The 21,544-nt window shown below is 69.7% G+C and carries 1 protein-coding gene and 1 pseudogene; both read left to right on the forward strand.

The genetic code is table 11. From position 1 onward, the window contains the following. Nucleotides 1-127 precede the first annotated feature (127 nt). On the forward strand, nucleotides 128-16,120 hold the full coding sequence (locus RV983_RS01475; RefSeq protein ID WP_475983916.1) for a non-ribosomal peptide synthase/polyketide synthase: 15,993 nt from the start codon (nucleotides 128-130) through the stop codon (nucleotides 16,118-16,120). Nucleotides 16,121-16,182: 62 nt separating this feature from the next. Beyond that, nucleotides 16,183-21,510, forward strand: a pseudogene (locus tag RV983_RS01480) (amino acid adenylation domain-containing protein); the annotation flags it as partial. Nucleotides 21,511-21,544 lie beyond the last annotated feature (34 nt).

Genomic DNA, 21,544 nt, shown 5'->3' on the forward strand with positions numbered 1-21,544 from the left:
GCGGACGGACTCCGGGAGCCGAAAGTGGCTACGCCGGCTGCATCTGTCACTGACGGCTGCCGAGTCTGTGTGACACAGAACTTTGCGCTGATTTCTCGCTGGATATCAAGTACACAGGATGTTCAATATGCCGAACCATGCCAAGATGGCCCTGACCGCGGCTCAAAAGGGCATCTGGTACGCCCAGGCGCTGGATCCGGAGAGCCCGGCCCAGAACATGGTGGAGTACCTGGACATCGCCGGTCCTCTACAACTCGGCCTGCTGGAGAAGGCGTTCGGCCAGGCGCTGGCCGAGGCCGAGCTGTCGCATCGGCGATTCGGGCAGGGCGACGACGGGCCGTGGCAGGTGGCCGAACCCCTGCCTGACTACCGGTTGCCCGTGATCGACCTGCGGGAGGAGTCCGAGCCGGCGGCGGCCGCCGAGGCATGGATGCGTGCCGACGCGGCCCGTCCCGCCGATCTCGAGCACGGCCGGATCATCACCTTTGCCGCGCTCCTGGTGGGCGAGGACAGGACCGTGGTGTATCTGCGGGCCCATCACATCGCGGTGGACGCCGTCGGGTACGCGGTGTGGCTGAACCGGGTGACGGAGATCTACAGCGCCCTGGAGGAGAGGCGGGACTGCTCGTTCACCCCGTTCGCGACCCTCGAGGAGATCGTGGCGGACGACGAGTCGTACCGCGGGAGCGAGCAGTTCGCGCAGGACCGGGCGTACTGGGGGGAGCGGATGGAGGACGCGCCCGAGGTCGTGACCCTGGCCTCACGGACGGCGTCGGCGTCGGCATCGGCGTCGCCTCATGCTCACCGCCGGACCGCCGTGGTCTCGGCCGAGGTCGCGCAGTCGCTTCGGCAGGTGGCACGCGCGTCGGGCGTCGCCCTGCCCGCCCTGCTGATCGGGGCCGCCGGCCTGTACGTGCAACGGGTGGCGCAGGCGCAGGACGTCCTGCTGGGACTGACCGTCACGGCGCGCAAGGGGTCGCGTGTGCGGGGATCGGTGGCGAGCATGGCCCAAGCGCTGCCGCTGCGTCTGCGCGTCGTGGCGGGCATGAGCGTGCGTGACCTGGCTCGGGAGGCGTCCGCGGCAAGCCGGGGGGTTCTCCAGCACCAGCGTTACCGATACGCAGACCTGTATCGCGACCTGAAACTCCCCCGCACGGACAGTCGCATGTTCGGCCCCGAGATCAACTTTCTTCCCGATGACCGGACACTGCCCCGGTTCGGGCGATGCGAGACCACCGCGCGCACCTATCTGGCGAACGGTGCGGTGGACGACCTGACGATCCTCATCTACGAGCGGGAGGCAGGTCTGCGGCTGGACTTCCTGGCCAACCCCGCGCTCTACACCGAAGAAGAGAATGCCGCCCACCAGGCTCGGTTTCTTCATCTGCTCGCGGCCCTGGCCCACCTGGAGCCCGATGCGCCGATCGCCCGGCTGGATCTGGCCACCCCGGTCGAGCACCACCGCGTCCTGGTGGAGTGGAACGACACCACGCGGGACGTTCCCCTCGCGACGCTTCCCGAGCTGTTCGAGACACAGGTCGCGCGCACGCCGGACGCGACCGCGGTGGTGTTCCAGGACACCCGGTTGACGTATGCGGAGCTGAACGCCCGGGCGAACCGTCTGGCGCGGCTGCTGGTCACCAGGGGCGCGGGGCCGGAGGGCCGGGTGGCCGTGCTGATGGACCGCTCGGTCGACCTGGTGGTCGCCCTGCTGGCGGTGGTGAAGACAGGGGCGGCCTACGTGCCGGTCGATCCCGGTCATCCGGCCGATCGGATCGCCTACGTGATGGCCGACGCCCGGCCCGCGCTGGTGGTGACCACTCGTGCGGTGACGGCGGTGCTGCCCGAAGGTACGGCGCGGCTGGTCGTGGACGCCCCGGAGACCGTCGAGGCGATCTCCCGCCTTGAAGGTGGGGACCTGACCGACACCGAGCGTGGCGTGGCGCTGCTGCCCGCTCACCCCGCGTACGTGATCTACACCTCGGGCTCTACGGGCCGCCCCAAGGGCACAGTGGTCTCCCACCACGCACTCGGCAACTTCGTGACTGCCATGCGTGAACACCTGACGCTGGACGCCGACGACGCCCTCGTCGCGGTGACCACGGTCGCTTTCGACATCCACACACTGGAGGTCTACGTACCGCTGGTGTCGGGCGCCCGCGTGGTACTCGCCGACCGCGACACCACCCGGGACCCACGGGCCCTGGCCGACCTGATCCACCGCTCGGCCGCCACGGTACTGCAGGCGACCCCCGCCGTGTGGCAGGCCCTGACGGCTCAGGCACCGGACACGATCAGCGGACTGCGGGCACTGGTCGGCGGCGAGGCGCTGCCCCCCGCGCTAGCCCAGCAGTTGACGGCGACGGCAGTATCGGTGACCAACCTCTACGGCCCCACGGAAACCACCGTCTGGTCGACGCTGGCGACCCTGCACACCGGACATGACGGCCGCGTCCCAATCGGACAACCCATCTGGAACAGCCGCGCGTTCGTCCTGGACGCGGCGCTTCGGCCGGTGCCGATCGGGATCGCTGGCGAGCTGTATGTCTCCGGAGCCGGGTTGGCCCGGGGATATCTTGACCGCCCCGGCCTCACTTCGGAGCGCTTCGTCGCCGACCCTTACAGCGGGTCGGGCGAACGCATGTACCGCACCGGGGACCTGGTTCGGTGGAACGCCGAGGGTCAGCTGGAGTATCTGGGCCGTACCGACGACCAGGTCAAGATCCGCGGGTTCCGCATCGAACTCGGCGAGGTCGAGGCCGCCCTGGCCTCCCACCCGGCCGTCACCCAGGCCGCCGTCATCGTCCGCGAGGACCAGCCCGGCGACAAACGCCTCATCGGCTACGTCGTCACCACCGGGGACTCCACTGCGCAGACAGACAGTGCCGCACTGCGCGCCCACGTCGCCGGCCTGCTGCCCGACTACATGGTGCCCTCGGCCGTGGTCGTCCTGGACGCGTTGCCGCTCACGGTGAACCGCAAACTCGACCGCAAAGCCCTCCCCGCCCCCGACTACAGCGCCGCTGCCACCAGCCGCGGCCCGGCGAACGCCCAGGAAGAAATCCTGTGCGCCCTGGCCGCCGAGATACTCAACCTGCCGTCCGTCGGAGTGGATGACAACTTCTTCGACGTGGGCGGGCACTCCCTCCTCGCCACACGCCTGGCCAGCCGCATCCGGTCGGTGTTCGGCGTGGAAGTCCCGATCCGCACCCTGTTCGAGGCCCCCACGCTCCGAGAACTCGCCACCCGGCTGACCACCTCCAGCCATTCCCGGCCCCCACTGATCCCGGCGCAGCGACCGGAACTCGTGCCGCTGTCCTTCGCCCAGCAACGCCTGTGGTTCCTCAGCGAACTCGAAGGCCCCTCCCCCACCTACAACATCCCGATGGCCCTACGGCTGACCGGCACACTCGACACCGACGCCCTGCACGCCGCACTCCACGACGTCGTAGACCGCCACGAAGTCCTGCGCACCATGTTCACCACCATCGACGGCCAGCCCTACCAGCGGATCCTTCCGGCCGAAGAGGTCGGCGTCGTGTTGCCTGCCGTCCCGGTGACGGAGGGCGCCCTGGAATCGTGGGTGACCGAGGCCGCGGGGTACCGGTTCGACATGGCCAGCGACATTCCCGTGCGCATGTCGCTGGCCGCGGTCGGGGCGGATGAGCATGTCCTGGTCGTGGTCGTGCACCACATCGCGGGTGACGGATGGTCGCTTGGCCCGCTGGCACGGGATGTGTCGGCCGCCTACACCGCCCGCACCACCGGCGAATCCCCCACATGGGGGCCGTTGCCCGTGCAGTACGCCGACTACGCCCTGTGGCAGCCGGAGTTGCTGGGCGACGCCTCCGATTCCGCCAGTCTGCTGTCAGAACAGTTGACGTATTGGCGTCACGCGCTGGGTGGGATTCCCGAGGAGTTGACGTTGCCGGTCGACCGGCCGCGTCCACCGGTGGCCTCCCACCAAGGCGGCACCGTCGACCTCCACATCGACACCGAAGTCCACCAGGCAATCGTGGACCTGGCACGCGCGCACGGCGTGACCGTGTTCATGGTGATGCAGACCGCACTGGCCGTCCTGCTTAACCGCCTCGGCGCCGGGAACGACATCCCCATCGGCACCCCCATCGCCGGACGGACCGACGAAGCACTCGACGACCTCGTCGGCTTCTTCGTCAACACCCTCGTCCTGCGCTCCGACCTGTCCGGGAACCCCACCTTCCTGGACATGCTGAGCCAGGCCCGTGAGACCGCCCTTGGCGCATACGCCCACCAGGACGTCCCGTTCGAACGCCTCGTGGAAGAACTCGCCCCCACCCGCTCGATGGGCCGCCACCCCCTCTTCCAGATCATGCTCACCCTCCAGAACACCACCACACCGGAACTCGACCTGCCCGACCTGGCCGTCGAGGTGCTGGCCACCGGCGAGGTCCCGGCCAAGTTCGACCTCGACGTCCAGCTCAGCGAACACCTCACCGACGGAGGCGAACCTGCCGGGCTGCACGGTGCGATCACCTACGCTGCCGATCTGTTCGACCACCACACCGCCGCCGGTATCGGCGAACGTTTCGTCCGGGTCCTGGAAACGGTCACCGCACATCCATCTGTTCTCGTGAGCCGGATCGACATACTCAGTCCGGACGAACACCACCGCATCCTGGTGGAGTGGAACGACACCACCCGGCAGGTGCCGCAGCCCACGGTCACGGGGCTGTTCGAGAGCCAGGTCACGCGAACCCCTTCGGCGCCTGCCGTGGTGTTCGAAGGCACCGAAGTGTCCTACGCGGAACTCAACGCCCGCGCCAACCAGCTCGCCCGACTGCTGATCGAACACGGGGCACAGCCCGAGCAACTGGTCGCTGTCGCGCTCCCCCGCTCCGTCGACCTCATCGTCGCCATCCTCGCCACACTCAAGGCCGGAGCCGCCTACCTCCCGATCGATCCCGGTCATCCGGCCGATCGGATCGCCTACGTGATGGCCGACGCCCGGCCCGCGCTGGTGGTGACCACTCGTGCGGTGACGGCGGTGCTGCCCGAAGGTACGGCGCGGCTGGTCATGGACGCCCCGGAGACCGTCAAGGCGATCTCCCGCCTTGAAGGTGGGGACCTGACCGACACCGAGCGTGGCGTGGCGCTGCTGCCCGCTCACCCCGCGTACGTGATCTACACCTCGGGCTCCACGGGCCGCCCCAAGGGCACAGTGGTCTCCCACCACGCACTCGGCAACTTCATCGCCGCCATGCGTGAACACCTGACGCTGGACGCCGACGACGCCCTCGTCGCGGTGACCACGGTCGCTTTCGACATCCACACACTGGAGCTGTACGTACCGCTGGTGTCGGGCGCCCGCGTAGTACTCGCCGACCGCGACACCACCCGGGACCCACGGGCCCTGGCCGACCTGATCCACCGCTCGGCCGCCACGGTACTGCAGGCGACCCCCGCCGTGTGGCAGGCCCTGACGGCTCAGGCACCGGACACGATCAGCGGACTGCGGGCACTGGTCGGCGGCGAGGCGCTGCCCCCCGCGCTAGCCCAGCAGTTGACGGCGACGGCAGTATCGGTGACCAACCTCTACGGCCCCACGGAAACCACCGTCTGGTCGACGCTGGCGACCCTGCACACCGGACATGACGGCCGCGTCCCAATCGGCCGGCCCATCTGGAACACCCAGGTATACGTCCTCGACGCCGCACTTCGGCCGGTGCCGATCGGCGTGCCCGGGGAGCTGTATGTCTCCGGAGCCGGGCTCGCCCGCGGATACCTGAACCGCCCCGGCCTCACCGCCGAGCGCTTCGTCGCCAACCCCTACGGCACACCCGGCGAGCGGATGTACCGCACCGGCGACCTCGCCCGCTGGAACACCGACGGACAACTCGAATACCTCGGCCGCACCGACGACCAGGTCAAGATCCGCGGCTTCCGCATCGAACTCGGCGAGGTCGAGACCGCCCTGGCCTCCCACCCGGCCGTCACCCAGGCCGCCGTCATCGTTCGCGAGGACCAGCCCGGCGACAAACGCCTGGTCGGATACATCGTCCCGACGAGCGCTACGGACGGTGTGGACATCGCGGACGTCCGTGCCGGCCTGTCAGCCGTGTTGCCGGACTACATGCTGCCGACGGCGATCGTCGCACTGGACGCGCTCCCGCTCACGGTGAACCGCAAACTCGACCGCAAAGTCCTCCCCGCCCCCGACTACAGCGCCGCTGCCACCAGCCGCGGCCCGGCGAACGCCCAGGAAGAAATCCTGTGCGCCCTGGCCGCCGAGGTACTCAACCTGCCGTCGGTCGGAGTCGACGACAACTTCTTCGACGTGGGCGGGCACTCCCTCCTCGCCACACGCCTGGCCAGCCGCATCCGGTCGGTGTTCGGCGTCGAGGTCCCGATCCGCACCCTGTTCGAGGCCCCCACGCTCCGAGAACTCGCCACCCGGCTGACCACCTCCAGCCATTCCCGGCCCCCACTGATCCCGGCGCAGCGACCGGAACTCGTGCCGCTGTCCTTCGCCCAGCAACGCCTGTGGTTCCTCAGCGAACTCGAAGGCCCCTCCCCCACCTACAACATCCCGATGGCCCTACGGCTGACCGGCACACTCGACACCGACGCCCTGCACGCCGCACTCCACGACGTCGTAGACCGCCACGAAGTCCTGCGCACCATGTTCACCACCATCGACGGCCAGCCCTACCAGCGCATCGTGAACGCCGACACGATCGGTGACCTGCTCACCACCGTCGACGCCGCACAGGCCCCCCAGCCCGAACTGACCCGCCTGGTCACCGAAGCGGCGCAGCACCGCTTCAACTTGACAGACGAGATCCCGCTGCGCGCACATCTGTTCCGGACCGGCCCCGACGAGCATGTCCTGGTCGTGGTCGTGCACCACATCGCCGGTGACGGATGGTCGCTGGGCCCCCTGGCCCACGACGTGTCGACCGCCTACACCGCCCGCACCACCAGCGAATCCCCTGCTTGGCGGCCGTTGCCCGTGCAGTACGCCGACTACGCCCTGTGGCAGCGGGACCTTCTCGGTGACGAGACCGACCCCAGCGGCCTCCTGACCGAGCAACTCGCGCACTGGCGCCACGCACTGGACGGAGTGCCCGAGGAACTGGCCCTGCCGGCCGACCGGCCTCGTCCGCCAGTGGCCTCCCACCAAGGCGGCACCGTCGACCTCCACATCGACACCGAAGTCCACCAGGCAATCGTGGACCTGGCACGCGCGCACGGCGTGACCGTGTTCATGGTGATGCAGACCGCACTGGCCGTCCTGCTGAACCGCCTCGGCGCCGGGAACGACATCCCCATCGGCACCCCCATCGCCGGACGGACCGACGAAGCACTCGACGACCTCGTCGGCTTCTTCGTCAACACCCTCGTCCTGCGCTCCGACCTGTCCGGGAACCCCACCTTCACACAGCTCCTCGAACGCACTCGTGAGCGCGCACTGAACGCCTACGCCCACCAGGACGTCCCGTTCGAACGCCTCGTGGAAGAACTCGCCCCCACCCGCTCGATGGCCCGCCACCCCCTCTTCCAGATCATGCTCACCCTCCAGAACACCACACAAGCCAAACTGGACCTGCCCGGCCTGACCATCGAAGCCCTGCCCACAGGCAACGGCCCCGCCAAATTCGACCTCGACGTCCAGCTCAACGAACACCTCACCCACGACGGAACCCCCGCAGGCCTGCACGGCGCGATCACCTACGCCACCGACCTCTTCGACCACCCCACCGCCGCCGGCATCGGCGAACGATTCATCCGCGTCCTGCAAACGGTCACCGCCGATCCATCGGCGCAGGTCAACCGCGTGGACGTGCTGGACCCCGCCGAACACCACCGCATCCTGGTGGAGTGGAACGACACCACCCGGCAGGTGCCGCAGACCACGGTCACGGAGCTGTTCGAAACGCAGGTGACGCGCACTCCCACGGCGCCGGCCGTGGTGTTCGAAGGCACCGAAGTGTCCTACGCGGAACTCAACGCCCGCGCCAACCAGCTCGCCCGACTGCTGACCGACCACGGGGCACAGCCCGAGCAACTGGTCGCGCTCGCGCTCCCCCGCTCCGTCGACCTCATCGTCGCCATCCTCGCCACACTCAAGGCCGGAGCCGCCTACCTCCCGATCGATCCCGGTCACCCGGTCGATCGCATCACGTATCTGCTTTCCGACGCACGGCCCTCGGTCGTCATCGCCGACGATGCGACATGGGAGAGTCTGCGGGGCGTCGACGTGCCTCGTCTGTCACTCGGCGATCCCCTGGTCCGGCAGGACCTGTCGGGCCGCGCCGCGCATGATCTGTCCGACGTGGAACGGCGCAGCCCGCTCCTGCTCGACCACCGTGCGTACGTCGTCTACACCTCCGGCTCCACGGGGCGTCCCAAGGGCGTGGTGGTCACGCATCGTTCGCTCGCCAACAACATCGCCGCCGTCGCGCCGGAGTACGGGATCGATGAGCGTTCGCGAGTGCTGGGGGCGACGGCGTTCAGCTTCGATGTGTCGGTGCAGGACCTCTTCGTCACCCTGACCTCCGGCGCGGTTTTCGTGCTGGCTGCCGATGAGGATCGGGTCGACCTCGAGCGCCTGCAGGGTTTGATGCGTGCGCAGGGCGTGTCGGTGGCGCATGTGACACCGGGGGTGGCGCGGCCGCTGAACCCTGCGCGGTTGCCGGAGCTGCGGTTGCTCGTGGTGGGGGGTGAAGCACCGGACGCGGGTCTCGTCGACCGGTGGACCACTGCCGGTCGGGAGTTCTGCAACAGTTACGGGCCGACGGAGACGACCATCGGGGCCACGCTGATGCGGTGTGCCGCGCCGTCGTCGGGCCGCACTCCGCCGATCGGCCGTCCGATAGCGAACACCCGGGCCTTTGTGCTGGATCGGTCGTTGCGGCCGGTGCCGCCGGGGGTGGCCGGGGAGTTGTACCTGGCAGGTGTTCAGCTGGCCCGGGGGTACGTCAACCGGCCCGCGCTGACGGCGGAGCGGTTCGTCGCCAATCCGTACGGCGCACCCGGCGAGCGGATGTACCGGACCGGTGACCTGGTTCGGTGGAACGCCGAGGGTCGACTGGAGTTCCTGGGCCGTACCGACGACCAGGTCAAGATCCGCGGCTTCCGCATCGAACTCGGCGAGATCGAGACCGCCCTGCTCGCCCACCCGTCCGTCGCCCAGGCGGCGGTGGTGGTGCGGGAGGACCGGCCCGGCGACAAGCGCCTGGTCGGATACATCGTCCCGGCGAGCGCTGCGGACGGTGTGGACATCGCGGACGTCCGTGCCGGCCTGTCAGCCGTGTTGCCGGACTACATGCTGCCGGCGGCGATCGTCGCACTGGACGCGCTCCCGCTGACGGTGAACCGCAAGCTGGACCGCAGGGCCCTGCCCGCCCCCGACTACACCGCCACGAGCCCGGGCCGGGAACCACGGACCCTCCAGGAACACCTCCTCAGCCAGGCATTCGCCGACGTCCTCGGCCTCCCGCACGTCGGGGTCGACGACAACTTCTTCGACCTCGGCGGCCACTCCCTGCTGGCCACCCGCCTGGTCAGCCGCATCCGCACCACCCTCCGGGCCGAAATCCCGATCCGCGCCCTGTTCGAGACCCCCACCGTCGCCGGACTCGCCCTCCGTCTCGCCAGGAGCGGTGCCGACGCCACCCGCCTGCCGCTGACGGTCCGGCCGAGGCCCGGCGCGGTGCCGTTGTCGTACGCCCAGCAGCGCCTGTGGTTCCTGGAACAGCTGGAAGGACCGTCCGCGCTCTACAACATCCCCATCGCCCTCCGCCTCACCGGCGACCTCGACCCGGACGTCCTTCGGACCGCTCTGAACGACGTCGTCATCCGCCACGAAGTCCTCCGCACGGTCTTCGGACATGTCGACGGCGCACCTGAGCAGCGCGTCCTGGCCCCTCAGTCGATCGACCTGCCGCTCTTCCCGGAGGAGATGCCGGCGGGCGAGCTGGCGCAGGCAGTGGCCGGGGAAGCACGTCGCCCCTTCGACCTTGCCAAGGAACTCCCCCTGCGGGCACGGCTGTTCGCCAGAGCACCACGGGAACACGCTCTGGTCCTGGTGCTGCACCACATCGCCGGCGACGGCTGGTCCCTCGCACCACTCGCGCGCGACATCTCCACCGCGTACGCCGCCCGGTCGGACGGCCACGCTCCCGCCTGGGAACCGCTCCCGGTCCAGTACACGGACTACACCCTCTGGCAACGCGACCTCCTGGGCGAGCACCACGACGCGGCGAGTGTCCTCAACCACCAGCTGGACTACTGGCGCGAGGCCCTCGCCGGCCTGCCGGAGGAACTCGCCCTGCCCACCGACCGGCCCCGGCCGCCGGTGGCCACCCACCGCGGCGGCACCGTCGGCGTGCGCATCGACAGCGAGCTCCACCAGCGGATCACCGGTCTGGCCCGCGCCGAGGGCGTCACCGTGTTCATGGTGCTCCAGGCCGCCCTCGCCACCCTGCTCTTCCGTCTCGGCGCGGGTGCCGACATCCCCATCGGGACCTCGCTGGCGGGCCGCACCGACGAAAGCCTGGACGAGCTGGTCGGCTTCTTCGTCAACACCCTCGTCCTGCGCTCCGACGTCTCGGGCGAACCGTCCTTCCGCGAACTGATGCACCGCGTACGCGAACGGGGTCTGGACGCCTTCGCCCACCAGGACGTGCCGTTCGAACGACTGGTGGAAGACCTGGCCCCCGCCCGGTCCATGGCCCGCCACCCCCTCTTCCAGGTCATGCTCGCCCTGCAGAACGCCGCTCCCGCGAGCCTCGATCTGCCCGGCATCGAAGCCCACCTGCTGAACACGGGTGATCAGCCCGCCAAGTTCGACCTCGACGTCCAGCTCCGTGAGACCGACACCGGCGGCCTGGTCGGCTCCATCACCTACGCCTCCGACCTGTTCGATCACAGCACGGTGGAATCATTTGCCGAGCGGTTCGTCCGAATCCTCGACACCGCGACCACCGACCCCGCGCGGCCCGTCACCGACATCGACCTGCTCAGCGCGGACGAGCGGCACAGCGTGCTGGCGGCGTGGAACGACACCGCGCACGAGGTGCCGGTGGCGACGCTTCCTGACCTCTTCCAGGCACAGGTCGCGCGCACCCCCGACTCCACCGCCGTGGTCTTCGAAGACGTCCGGCTGTCCTACGCCGACCTCAACGCCCGTGCCAACCGGCTCGCCCGCCTGATGGCCGGACGCGGTGCCGGACCCGAAAGCCTTGTCGCCGTCCACCTGGAGCGCTCCGCCGATCTCGTCGTCACCCTGCTGGCCGTCCTCAAGACAGGCGCGGCCTACCTCCCCATCGACCCCGACCACCCTGCCGACCGCGTCACCGCTCTCCTGGCCGACGCCGGACCCGTGCTTCTGCTCACCACCCATGCCCTGAAGCCGGCGAACGGCGGGCAGGTCCCCTGCCTCGTCCTGGACGACCCGGAACTGACCACCACGCTCGGCCGGCTGTCCGCGAACGACCTCGAGGACCGCGACCGCAGCCGTGGCCTGCTCGTCGATCACCCGGCGTACGTGCTCTACACCTCAGGGTCCACCGGACGTCCCAAGGGCGTCGCGATCACCCACAGGGGCCTGGTCAACCGATTGGCGTGGATGCAGGACGCCTACCGGCTGACGTCGGACGATCGGGTGGTGCAGAAGACCCCGTTCGGGTTCGACGTGTCGGTGTGGGAGTTCTTCTGGCCGCTGATCGAAGGTGCGACGCTGGTGGCGGCCCGTCCGGGCGGTCACCGTGACCCGGGGTACCTGGCCGGGCTGATCCAGCGCGAGCAGGTCACCGTCGCCCACTTCGTCCCGTCGATGCTGCAGGTGTTCGTCGCCGAGCCCACCGCCCAGGAGTGCGCGTCCCTGCGGGCCGTGGTCTGCAGCGGCGAGGCGTTGTCAGCCTCGTTGCGCGACCAGTTCCACGCGGTGCTGCCGATCTCCCTGCACAACCTGTACGGCCCGACCGAGGCTGCCATCGATGTCACCGCCTTCACCTGTGAGCCGGGTGCCGAGGCCAGTGGCGGAGTACCGATCGGACGCCCGATCTGGAACACCCGGGTGTTCGTGCTGGACGCGGCGTTGCGGCCGGTGCCGGCCGGGGTGCCGGGCGAGCTGTACCTCGCCGGTGTGCAGCTGGCCCGGGGCTATCCGGACCGGCCGGGCCTGACCGCCGAACGGTTCGTCGCCAACCCCTACGGCACACCCGGCGAGCGGATGTACCGCACCGGCGACCTGGCCCGGTGGAGCACCGACGGGCAGCTGGAATACCTGGGTCGTACGGACGACCAGGTGAAGATCCGCGGGTTCCGCATCGAACTCGGCGAGGTCGAGGCCGCCCTGCTCACCCACCCGTCCGTCACACAGGCCGCAGTGGTGGTGCGGGAGGACCGGCCGGGCGACAGGCGCCTGGCCGGGTACGTGGTGTCGGCCGGTGACACCGACGCCGCGGAGGTCCGCGCTCACTCGGCTCAGGTGTTGCCCGAGTACATGGTCCCGGCCGTGATCGTGGTGCTCGACGCACTGCCGTCGACGGTCAACGGCAAGCTCGACCGCAGGGCGTTGCCGGCTCCGGAATACGGTGCCGGGGCTACCAGGCGTGGGCCGTCGACGGTGCAGGAGGAGATCCTGTGCGCGCTGTTCGCCGAGGTCCTCGGCCTGCCCTCCGTCGGTGTCGATGACGACTTCTTCGAGCTGGGCGGACACTCACTGCTGGCGGTGACGCTGGTGGAGCGGGCCCGGGCGGCGGGTGTCGCGGTGGATGTGCGGACGCTGTTCACCAGCCCGACCGTGGCCGGTCTGGCGGCGCTGGAGGGCGCTCCGAAGGTGGTGCTGCCGGCCAACGGCATCCCCGCCGATGCCACGACGATCACTCCGGAGATGGTGACGCTGGCCGCCCTCACGGCGGAGGAGATCGCCGCAATCACCGCGGAGGTGCCCGGCGGTGCGGCCAACATCGCCGACATCTACCCGCTGGCCCCGCTTCAGGAAGGCATCCTCTTCCACCACCTGCTGGAAGGCGACAACGGCACCGACCTGTACACGCTGCCGTACGTCCTCCGCTTCGACTCCCGGCAGCGTGTGGACGCCGTTCTCGCCGCCGTGCAGCAGGTGGTCGACCGGCACGACATCCTGCGTACGGCGTTCCTGTGGGAAGGGCTCCGGGAGCCCGTCCAGGTCGTCCAGCGCACCGCTCCCCTTTCGGTCACGACCTTCCAGCTGGAGGGCGCGGATGTCGTGGGCCGCCTGCTGGCCACGCGCACCGCGCCGATGGACGTCCGGCGCGCCCCCCTGCTGCAGGCCGGCGTCGCGCAGGACCCCGACGACCAGCGGTGGTACGTCCTGCTCGAAGTGCATCACCTCGTGCAGGACCGTACGTCCCTCGCCCTGGTCTTCAAGGAGATCCGCGCGATCCTCTCCGGAAGCGGAGACACGCTGCCGGCGCCGCTGCCGTTCCGCGAGTTCGTCGCGCGGGCACGTCTCATGATCCCGGCGCAGGAGCACGAGCGGTTCTTCGCGGAACTTCTGGGGGACGTGAGCGAGCCGACCGCGCCGTACGGGCTGCTGGACGTGCACGGCGACGGCCGCGGCGTGTCCGAGGTGCGCATGCCCCTCGACGCGGATGTGGCGCGGCGACTGAGGGAGCAGGCGCGACGCCTGGGTGTCAGCCCGGCGACGCTGTTCCACGTCGCCTGGGCGCGCGTCGTGTCGGCCACCTCCGGCCGTGACGACGTGGTGTTCGGCACCGTGCTGTTCGGCCGGATGAACGCGGGCGCCGGGGCCGACCGGGTGCCCGGCCTGTTCGTCAACACGCTGCCCGCCCGCCTCGACGTCGGCTCCTTGAGCGTGCGCGACGCCGTGCACGCCATGCGGCGCCGGCTCGCGGACCTGCTGGTGCACGAGCACGCACCTCTCATCCTGGCGCAGCGGGCCAGCGCCCTTCCTGCCCGGACACCGCTGTTCACCTCGCTGTTCAACTACCGCCACAACGAGGACACCGCCGCACCCACCCCCGACGGGGTCGAGCTGCTGCACGGGCACGAGCGCACCAACTACCCGTTGGAATTCGCCGTCAACGACCAGGACCCCCTGTTCACCTTCACCGTCCAAGCGGTGGCCCCGGTCGATCCGCGATCGTTGGGCGCCTTCATGCACACTGCGGTCGAGGATCTCGTCACGGCGCTCGAGGAGGATCCCGGACGGCCGTTGCGCGCGATCCACGTTCTGGACGAAAAGGAGCGCCGGCTTCTGGTCGAGTGGAACGACACAGCCCGTGATGTTGCTCCCGCGACGCTTCCCGAGCTGTTCCAGTCGCGGGTGGCCCGGACCCCGGACGCTGCCGCGGTGGTGTTCGAGGACCTCCAACTCACCTACGCGGAACTGAACGCGCAGGCCAACCGGCTGGCACGGTCACTGGTCGCGCGCGGGGCCGGTCCCGAACACCGGATCGCGGTCATCATGGACCGCTCCGCCGATCTCGTCATCACCCTGCTCGCCGTACTCAAAGCCGGCGCCGCCTACGTGCCGATCGACCCCGAGTACCCGGCCGAGCGCGTGGCCTACCTACTGCGGGACGCCAAGCCCACACTCGTCGTGACCACCCGCCAGGCCGAAGGTGTGCTGCCCGAAGATGCGGCACGGGTCGTACTCGACGACCCCACCACCGCGGCTCAGCTGGGGAGGTTGGCCGACGGAGACCTGTCGGACACCGACCGCGGCAGCGTCCTGCTACCCGCCCACCCCGCCTACGTCATCTACACCTCCGGCTCCACCGGACGACCCAAGGGCGTGACGGTCCCACACACCGGTGTCGCCAACCGGCTGGCCTGGATGCAAAACGCCTACCGCCTCACACCGCACGACCGCGTCGTGCAGAAAACACCGTTCGGATTCGACGTGTCCGTATGGGAGTTCTTCTGGCCCCTCCTCGAAGGCGCCACCCTCGTCATGGCCCGCCCAGGCGGACACCGCGACCCCGAATACCTCGCCGAGCTCATCCAGCGCCAACAGATCACCATCGCCCACTTCGTCCCGTCCATGCTGCAAGTCTTCATCGCGGCCGCCGAGACATCCCCGTGGACCCTGCCGTCACTGCGCGCCGTCATGGCCAGCGGCGAAGCCCTGCCCGCCGAACTACGGGACCGCTTCCTGAAATCGTTCGGCGTCCCCCTCCACAACCTCTACGGTCCGACCGAAGCATCCATCGACGTCACCGCCTTCACCTGCGAACCCGACGCCGACACCGCCGATGCCGTACCCATCGGCCGCCCTGTCTGGAACACACAGGCGTTCGTCCTCGACGCCGCACTGCAACCCGTACCACCCGGCGTCGCCGGAGAGCTGTACCTCGCCGGAATCCAACTCGCCCGCGGATACCTCGACCGACCCGCACTGACCGCCGAACGATTCATCGCCAACCCCCACGGCGAACCAGGCGAACGCATGTACCGCACCGGAGACCTCGCCCGCTGGAACACCGACGGACAACTCGAATACCTCGGCCGCACCGACCACCAGGTCAAAATCCGCGGCTTCCGCATCGAACTCGGCGAAATCGAAGCCGCACTCCACACCCACCCAGCCGTCGCCCAGGCCGCCGTCATCGTCAGAGAAGACCACCCCGGCGACCAACGCCTCACCGCCTACATCGTGCCCGCCCATGAGTTGTCCGCCGAGGACGTCAGCGCCTTCCGGGCGGCGGGCGGCGCTCTGCGGACGCATGTCGCGACCCTGCTGCCGGAGTACATGATCCCGTCCGCGATCGTCGTCCTGGACGCGCTGCCGCTGACGGTGAACGGCAAGCTGAACCGTTCCGCCCTCCCGGCGCCCGATTACGCCGGCCAAGGCGAGAGCAGGGAACCCGCATCAGCCGAGGAAGCGGCTCTCTGCGGCATCTTCGCGAAGGTGCTGGGCGTCGCCGGCATCGGAGTGGACGACAACTTCTTCGACCTCGGCGGGCATTCTCTCCTCGCCACCCAGCTCGCCGGTCACATCCGCGCCACCCTCGGCAGGGAAGTCCCGATCCGCGCGATCTTCGAAACGCCCACTCCCGCCGGACTGGCGAAGCGGCTGGGACCGGAGAAGCACAGCCGGCCCGTCCTGCGTCCCCGGCCGCGCTAGGCACTGTCGTTCCCACGCACCCTTACCCGTTCAGTCCGTCATTTGTCGTAGAGAGCACTCCGATGATTCCTCTGTCCTTTGCTCAGCAGCGGTTGTGGTTCCTCGGCGAACTGCAAGGGCCCAACGGGATGTACAACATCCCGATCACTCTGCGGCTCACCGGTGACCTGAACCAGAAGGCCCTGCACACGGCACTGGTGGACCTGATCGAGCGGCACGAGGCGCTGCGTACGCTGATCGCGACAGACGACGGCGTCCCCCAGCAGCGGATCCTCACCCCGGACGACGCCGGCCTGCGGCTTCCGGTGATCAAGGTGACGGAGGACGAGATCGCGCGGGTGGTGGCCGAGGAATCCGTCCGCCCGTTCGACCTCTCCCGCGAGATCCCCTTGCGGGCATGTCTTCTCGCGGTGGCCCCACGCGACCACGTGCTGCTCCTGGTGGCCCATCACATCGCGAGCGACGGCTGGTCCCTGGCGCCTTTGGCGCAGGACGTCTCCACCGCGTACACCGCCCGGTGCAACGGCCAGGCCCCCGCCTGGGAGCCTCTCCCGATCCAGTACGCCGACTACGCCCTCTGGCAGCGTGAACTCCTCGGGGGCGAGGACGACCCGGCGAGCTTCCTGAATCAGGAGCTGTCGTACTGGCGGGAGGCTCTGGCCGACCTGCCGGAGGAACTGCCCCTGCCGTTCGACCGTCCGCGCCCGTCGGTGCCGAGCCACCGCAACGGCAGCGCGGACCTCGACGTCCCCGCCGACCTGCATCGGCGGCTCGCCGCCCTTGCCCGGGCCGAGGGCGTCACCGTGTTCGCGGTGCTCCACGCCGCGCTCGCCACCACCCTCTCCCGTCTCGGCGCCGGCACCGACATCCCCATCGGCACTCCGGTGGCCGGGCGTACCGAAGTCGCTCTGAACGAGCTCGTCGGCTTCTTCGTGAACACCCTGGTGATCCGCGGCGACCTGTCGGGACGCCCGTCCTTCCGTGATGTGCTGGCCCGGGTGCACGAACGGAATCTGGACGCGCTCACCCATCAGGAACTGCCCTTCGAGCGGCTGGTGGAGGACCTCGCGCCCGCCCGGTCGCTGGCCCGTCAGCCGTTGTTCCAGGTCATGCTGGCGTTGCAGGACAACGTCGAACCGGCCCTCGCGCTGCCCGGCCTCGAAGTGACCGTGCTGTCGAGCAGGGAGGCACCCGCCAGGGCCGACCTGTCCGTCTCCGTCAGGGAGACCTTCGGCCCCGGCGGCGTCCCGACCGGTCTCATGGGTGGCATCGGCTTCGCGGCGGACCTGTTCGATCACGGCACCGTTCGGACGCTGGCCGAGCGGTTCGTCCGGGTACTCGACGCGGTGACCGCCGACCCGGCACAGCCCGTCGCCGACATCGACCTGCTCAGCCCGGCCGAGCGCCGGCAGGTCGTGATCGGGTGGAACGACACCGCGCACGACGTCCCGGTGGCGACGCTGCCCGAACTGTTCGAGGCACGGGTGGTTCACACCCCCGACGCGACGGCGGTGATGTCCGAGGACGTCGAAGTGTCCTACAACGACCTCAACGCCCGCGCCAACCGGCTCGCCCGCCACCTCGTCGACCATGGCGTCGGCCCGGAAACCCTCGTCGGGGTCCATCTCGAACGCTCCGACGATCTGGTCGTCACCCTCCTGGCGGTGCTCAAAGCCGGCGGTGCCTACCTCCCCGTCGACCCCGACCACCCCGCCGACCGGATCGCCCACCTGCTCGCCGACGCCCGGCCCGCCGTCGTCGTCACCACCGGCGCTCTCCACCCGAGTCTCCCCGCCGGTGGGGAGACGCGGCACCTCGTCCTCGACGCCCCGGACACGGCGCTCACCCTCGCCGGCCTGTCCTCGGCCGACCTGGACGACCATGACCGCCACGGTGTGCTGCTGCCCGCGCACCCGGCGTACGTCATCTACACGTCCGGCTCGACGGGACGGCCCAAGGGGGTCGCCGTACCGCACCAGGGCGTGGTCAACCGCCTGGAATGGATGCAGCAGCAGTACCCGATCGGAGCCTCGGACCGGGTACTGCAGAAGACCCCGTTCGGATTCGACGTCTCGGTCTGGGAGTTCTTCTGGCCCCTCCTCCAGGGCGCCGTCCTGGTCGTGGCCCGCCCCGGCGGACACCGCGACCCCGCCTATCTGGCCGACCTCATCCAGACCCGGCACGTCACCGTCAGCCATTTCGTGCCCTCCATGCTGAAGGCCTTCCTCACCGAGCCCGCGGCCTCCCACTGCACCACCCTGCGCGCCGTCCTCTGCAGCGGCGAAGCCCTCGCCCCCGAGCTCCGCGACCACTTCCTCCGCACGCTGAACACCCCCCTGCACAACCTCTACGGCCCCACCGAAGCCTCCATCGACGTCACCCACGCCTCGCATCTCACAGGCGACGACCCGACCGTCCCCATCGGCCGGCCGGTGTGGAACACCCGGACCTACGTCCTCGACGCCTCCCTGCGACCCGTTCCCCCTGGCGTCCCCGGCGAGCTCTACCTCGCCGGCGCCCAGCTCGCCCGCGGCTACCTCGAGCGCCCCGGCCTCACCGCCGAACGCTTCGTCGCCAACCCCAACGGTCGGCTCGGCGAACGCATGTACCGCACCGGCGACCTCGTCCGCTGGACCACCGACGGTCAGCTGGAGTACCTCGGCCGTACCGACGACCAGGTCAAGATCCGCGGCTTCCGCATCGAACTCGGCGAGGTCGAAGCGGCCCTCGCCTCCCATCCGGCCGTCGCCCAGGCCGCCGCCGTCGTCCGCGAGGACCAGCCCGGCGACAAACGCCTCACCGGCTACATCGTTCCCAAGACCGACATCGACGGCACCGACGTCCGCACCCACGTCGCCGGCCTGCTGCCCGACTACATGGTGCCGTCGGCCGTGGTGGTCCTGGACGCCCTCCCCGTCACGGTGAACGGCAAGCTCGACCGGGCCGCCCTGCCCGCGCCCGACTACACCACGGGACACACGAGCCGAGCGCCGCGCACCGCCCGCGAGGAAATCCTGTGCGACGCCTTCGCCGAGATCCTCGGCCTGCCGCACGTCGGGGTGGACGACAACTTCTTCGACCTCGGCGGGCACTCGCTGCTGGCGGTGACACTGGTGGAACGGCTGCGCGCCCGTGGCCTGTCGGTCGATGTACGGTCCCTGTTCAGCACGCCCACCGTGGCCGGTCTCGCGGCGAGCACCGGTCGAGCCGAGGTACAGGTTCCCGCGAACCGCATCCCGGCCGGTGCGCAGGTGATCACGCCGGACATGCTTCCCCTGGTCGACCTGAACGCCGGGCACATCGCGGAGATCACCGCTCGCGTCCCCGGCGGCGCCGCGAACGTGGCGGACGTGTACCCGCTCGCTCCGTTGCAGGAGGGCATCCTCTTCCACCACCTCATGGGCGGCGAGACCACGGATGAGGACGTGTATGTGCTGCCCACCGTGCTTCGCTTCGATTCCCGCGACAGACTCGACGAGTTCGTGACCGCCTTGCAGAAAGTGCTGGACCGACACGACAACTTGAGGACCGCGGTGCTCTGGGAAGGGCTGCCCGAACCGGTGCAGGTGGTGCTCCGGCACGCCGCGCTGCCGGTGCGGGAAGTCGTGCTGACCACAGACGCCGATGCTCCGGCGGACGACCACGAACTGGTCGCCCGGCTGCTGGCGGTGTGCCCTGCGTCCATGGCCATCGGCCGTGCCCCTCTGCTCCGTATGCACGTCGCCGCGCAGCCGGGCAGCGAACAGTGGCTGGCGCTGGTGCAGGTGCACCACTTGATCCAGGACCACACCGCGCTCGACGTCATTCTGGGCGAGGTGTACGCGTTCATCGACGGACGCGACGACGAACTGCCCGCGCCGTCGCCGTACCGCGACGTGGTCGCCCAGGCACGGGCTCAGGTGTCCCGGCAGGAACACGAGACGTACTTCGGTCGCCTGCTCGGCGACGTCACCGAGCCGACCGCCCCCTTCGGGCTGGTGGACGTCCGTGGAGACGGCACGGGGGCCACCGAGTCCACCGCCCGCATGGATCCGCGGCTCTCCGAGAGGCTTCGTGAGCAGGCACGGCACCTCGGCGTGAGCCCGGCGACGTTGTTCCACGTCATGTGGGCCCGTGTGCTGGCCGCGACCTCGGGCCGCGACGACGTGGTCTTCGGGACCATCCTGTTGGGCCGGATGGGCACGGGGGCCGAACGGGTCGTGGGTCTGTTCATCAACACCCTCCCGGTCCGCGTCAACACCCGCGGCTCCGGCACGCGGGACGCCGTACGCGCCGTACAGGCCCAACTGGCCGAGTTGCTGCTGCACGAACACGCACCGCTCGCGCTGGCACAGCGGATGAGCGGGATGCGCGGGGACGCCCCACTGTTCACCTCGCTCCTGAACTACCGTCACAGCAGGACGGATTCCGAAAGGGCGCGTGCCGGGCTTCCGGGCGTGGAGGTGCTCTTCACGCGGGAGCGGACGAACTACCCCGTCGGAATGATCGTCGACGACACCGGCGACGGGTTCCTCCTCACGGCTCAGGTGGTCGCACCCGGGTCGCCCGACGTCCTGTGCGCCATGATGGAGACGGTCGGCGAAGGGATGGTCGCCGCGCTGGAATCGGCACCGGACGGGCCCCTCGGCGACATCGAGGTGCTGGGTGCCGGTGAGCGTCGGCGTGTGCTGGTGGAGTGGAACGACACGGCGCGGGACGTGCCGGCGATGACGCTTCCCGAGCTGTTCCAGGCCCAGGCCGCCCGCACCCCGGACGCGACCGCGGTGGCCTTCGGCGACACCGAACTGTCCTACGCCGAACTCAACGGCCGCGCCAACCGGCTCGCCCGCCACCTGGTCGAGCACGGCGTCGGACCCGAACACCTGGTAGCCGTGGCACTGCCCCGGTCGATCGACCTCATCGTCGCCATCCTCGCCGTCATGAAAGCCGGAGGCGCCCACCTACCGATCGACCCCGCCTACCCCACCGACCGGATCACCTACCAACTCACCGACGCCCAACCCGCACTCCTCATCACCAGCACAGCAACCCAGGAAAAACTGACCGCAGCCGACACCACACAACTGTCCCTGGACAACCCCCAGCTACGACAGACCCTGACCGACCTCCCCGACCACGACCTGACGGACACCGAGCGACACGATCCCCTGCAGACCGCCCACCCCGCCTACGTCATCTACACCTCCGGCTCCACCGGCCGCCCCAAGGGCGTCACCGTCACCCACCACGGCCTCTCCAGCCTGATCACCGCACAAGCGGAAAAGTTCACCATCACAGCCGCAAGCCGCGTCCTCCAATTCGCCTCACCCAGCTTCGACGCCGCCATCGCAGAGATCGCCGTGACGCTGTGCAGCGGGGCCACCCTCGTCACCGCCACCCGCGATGACCTCGTCCCCGGCCCGGCGCTGACCCGCCTGGTCACCC

Source organism: Streptomyces sp. RLA123 (assembly GCF_056270165.1).

Excerpts from the sequence above, each read along its gene's own strand:
- RV983_RS01475 (WP_475983916.1), top strand. The coding sequence starts at position 128 with ATGCCGAACCATGCCAAGATGGCCCTGACCGCGGCTCAAAAGGGCATC.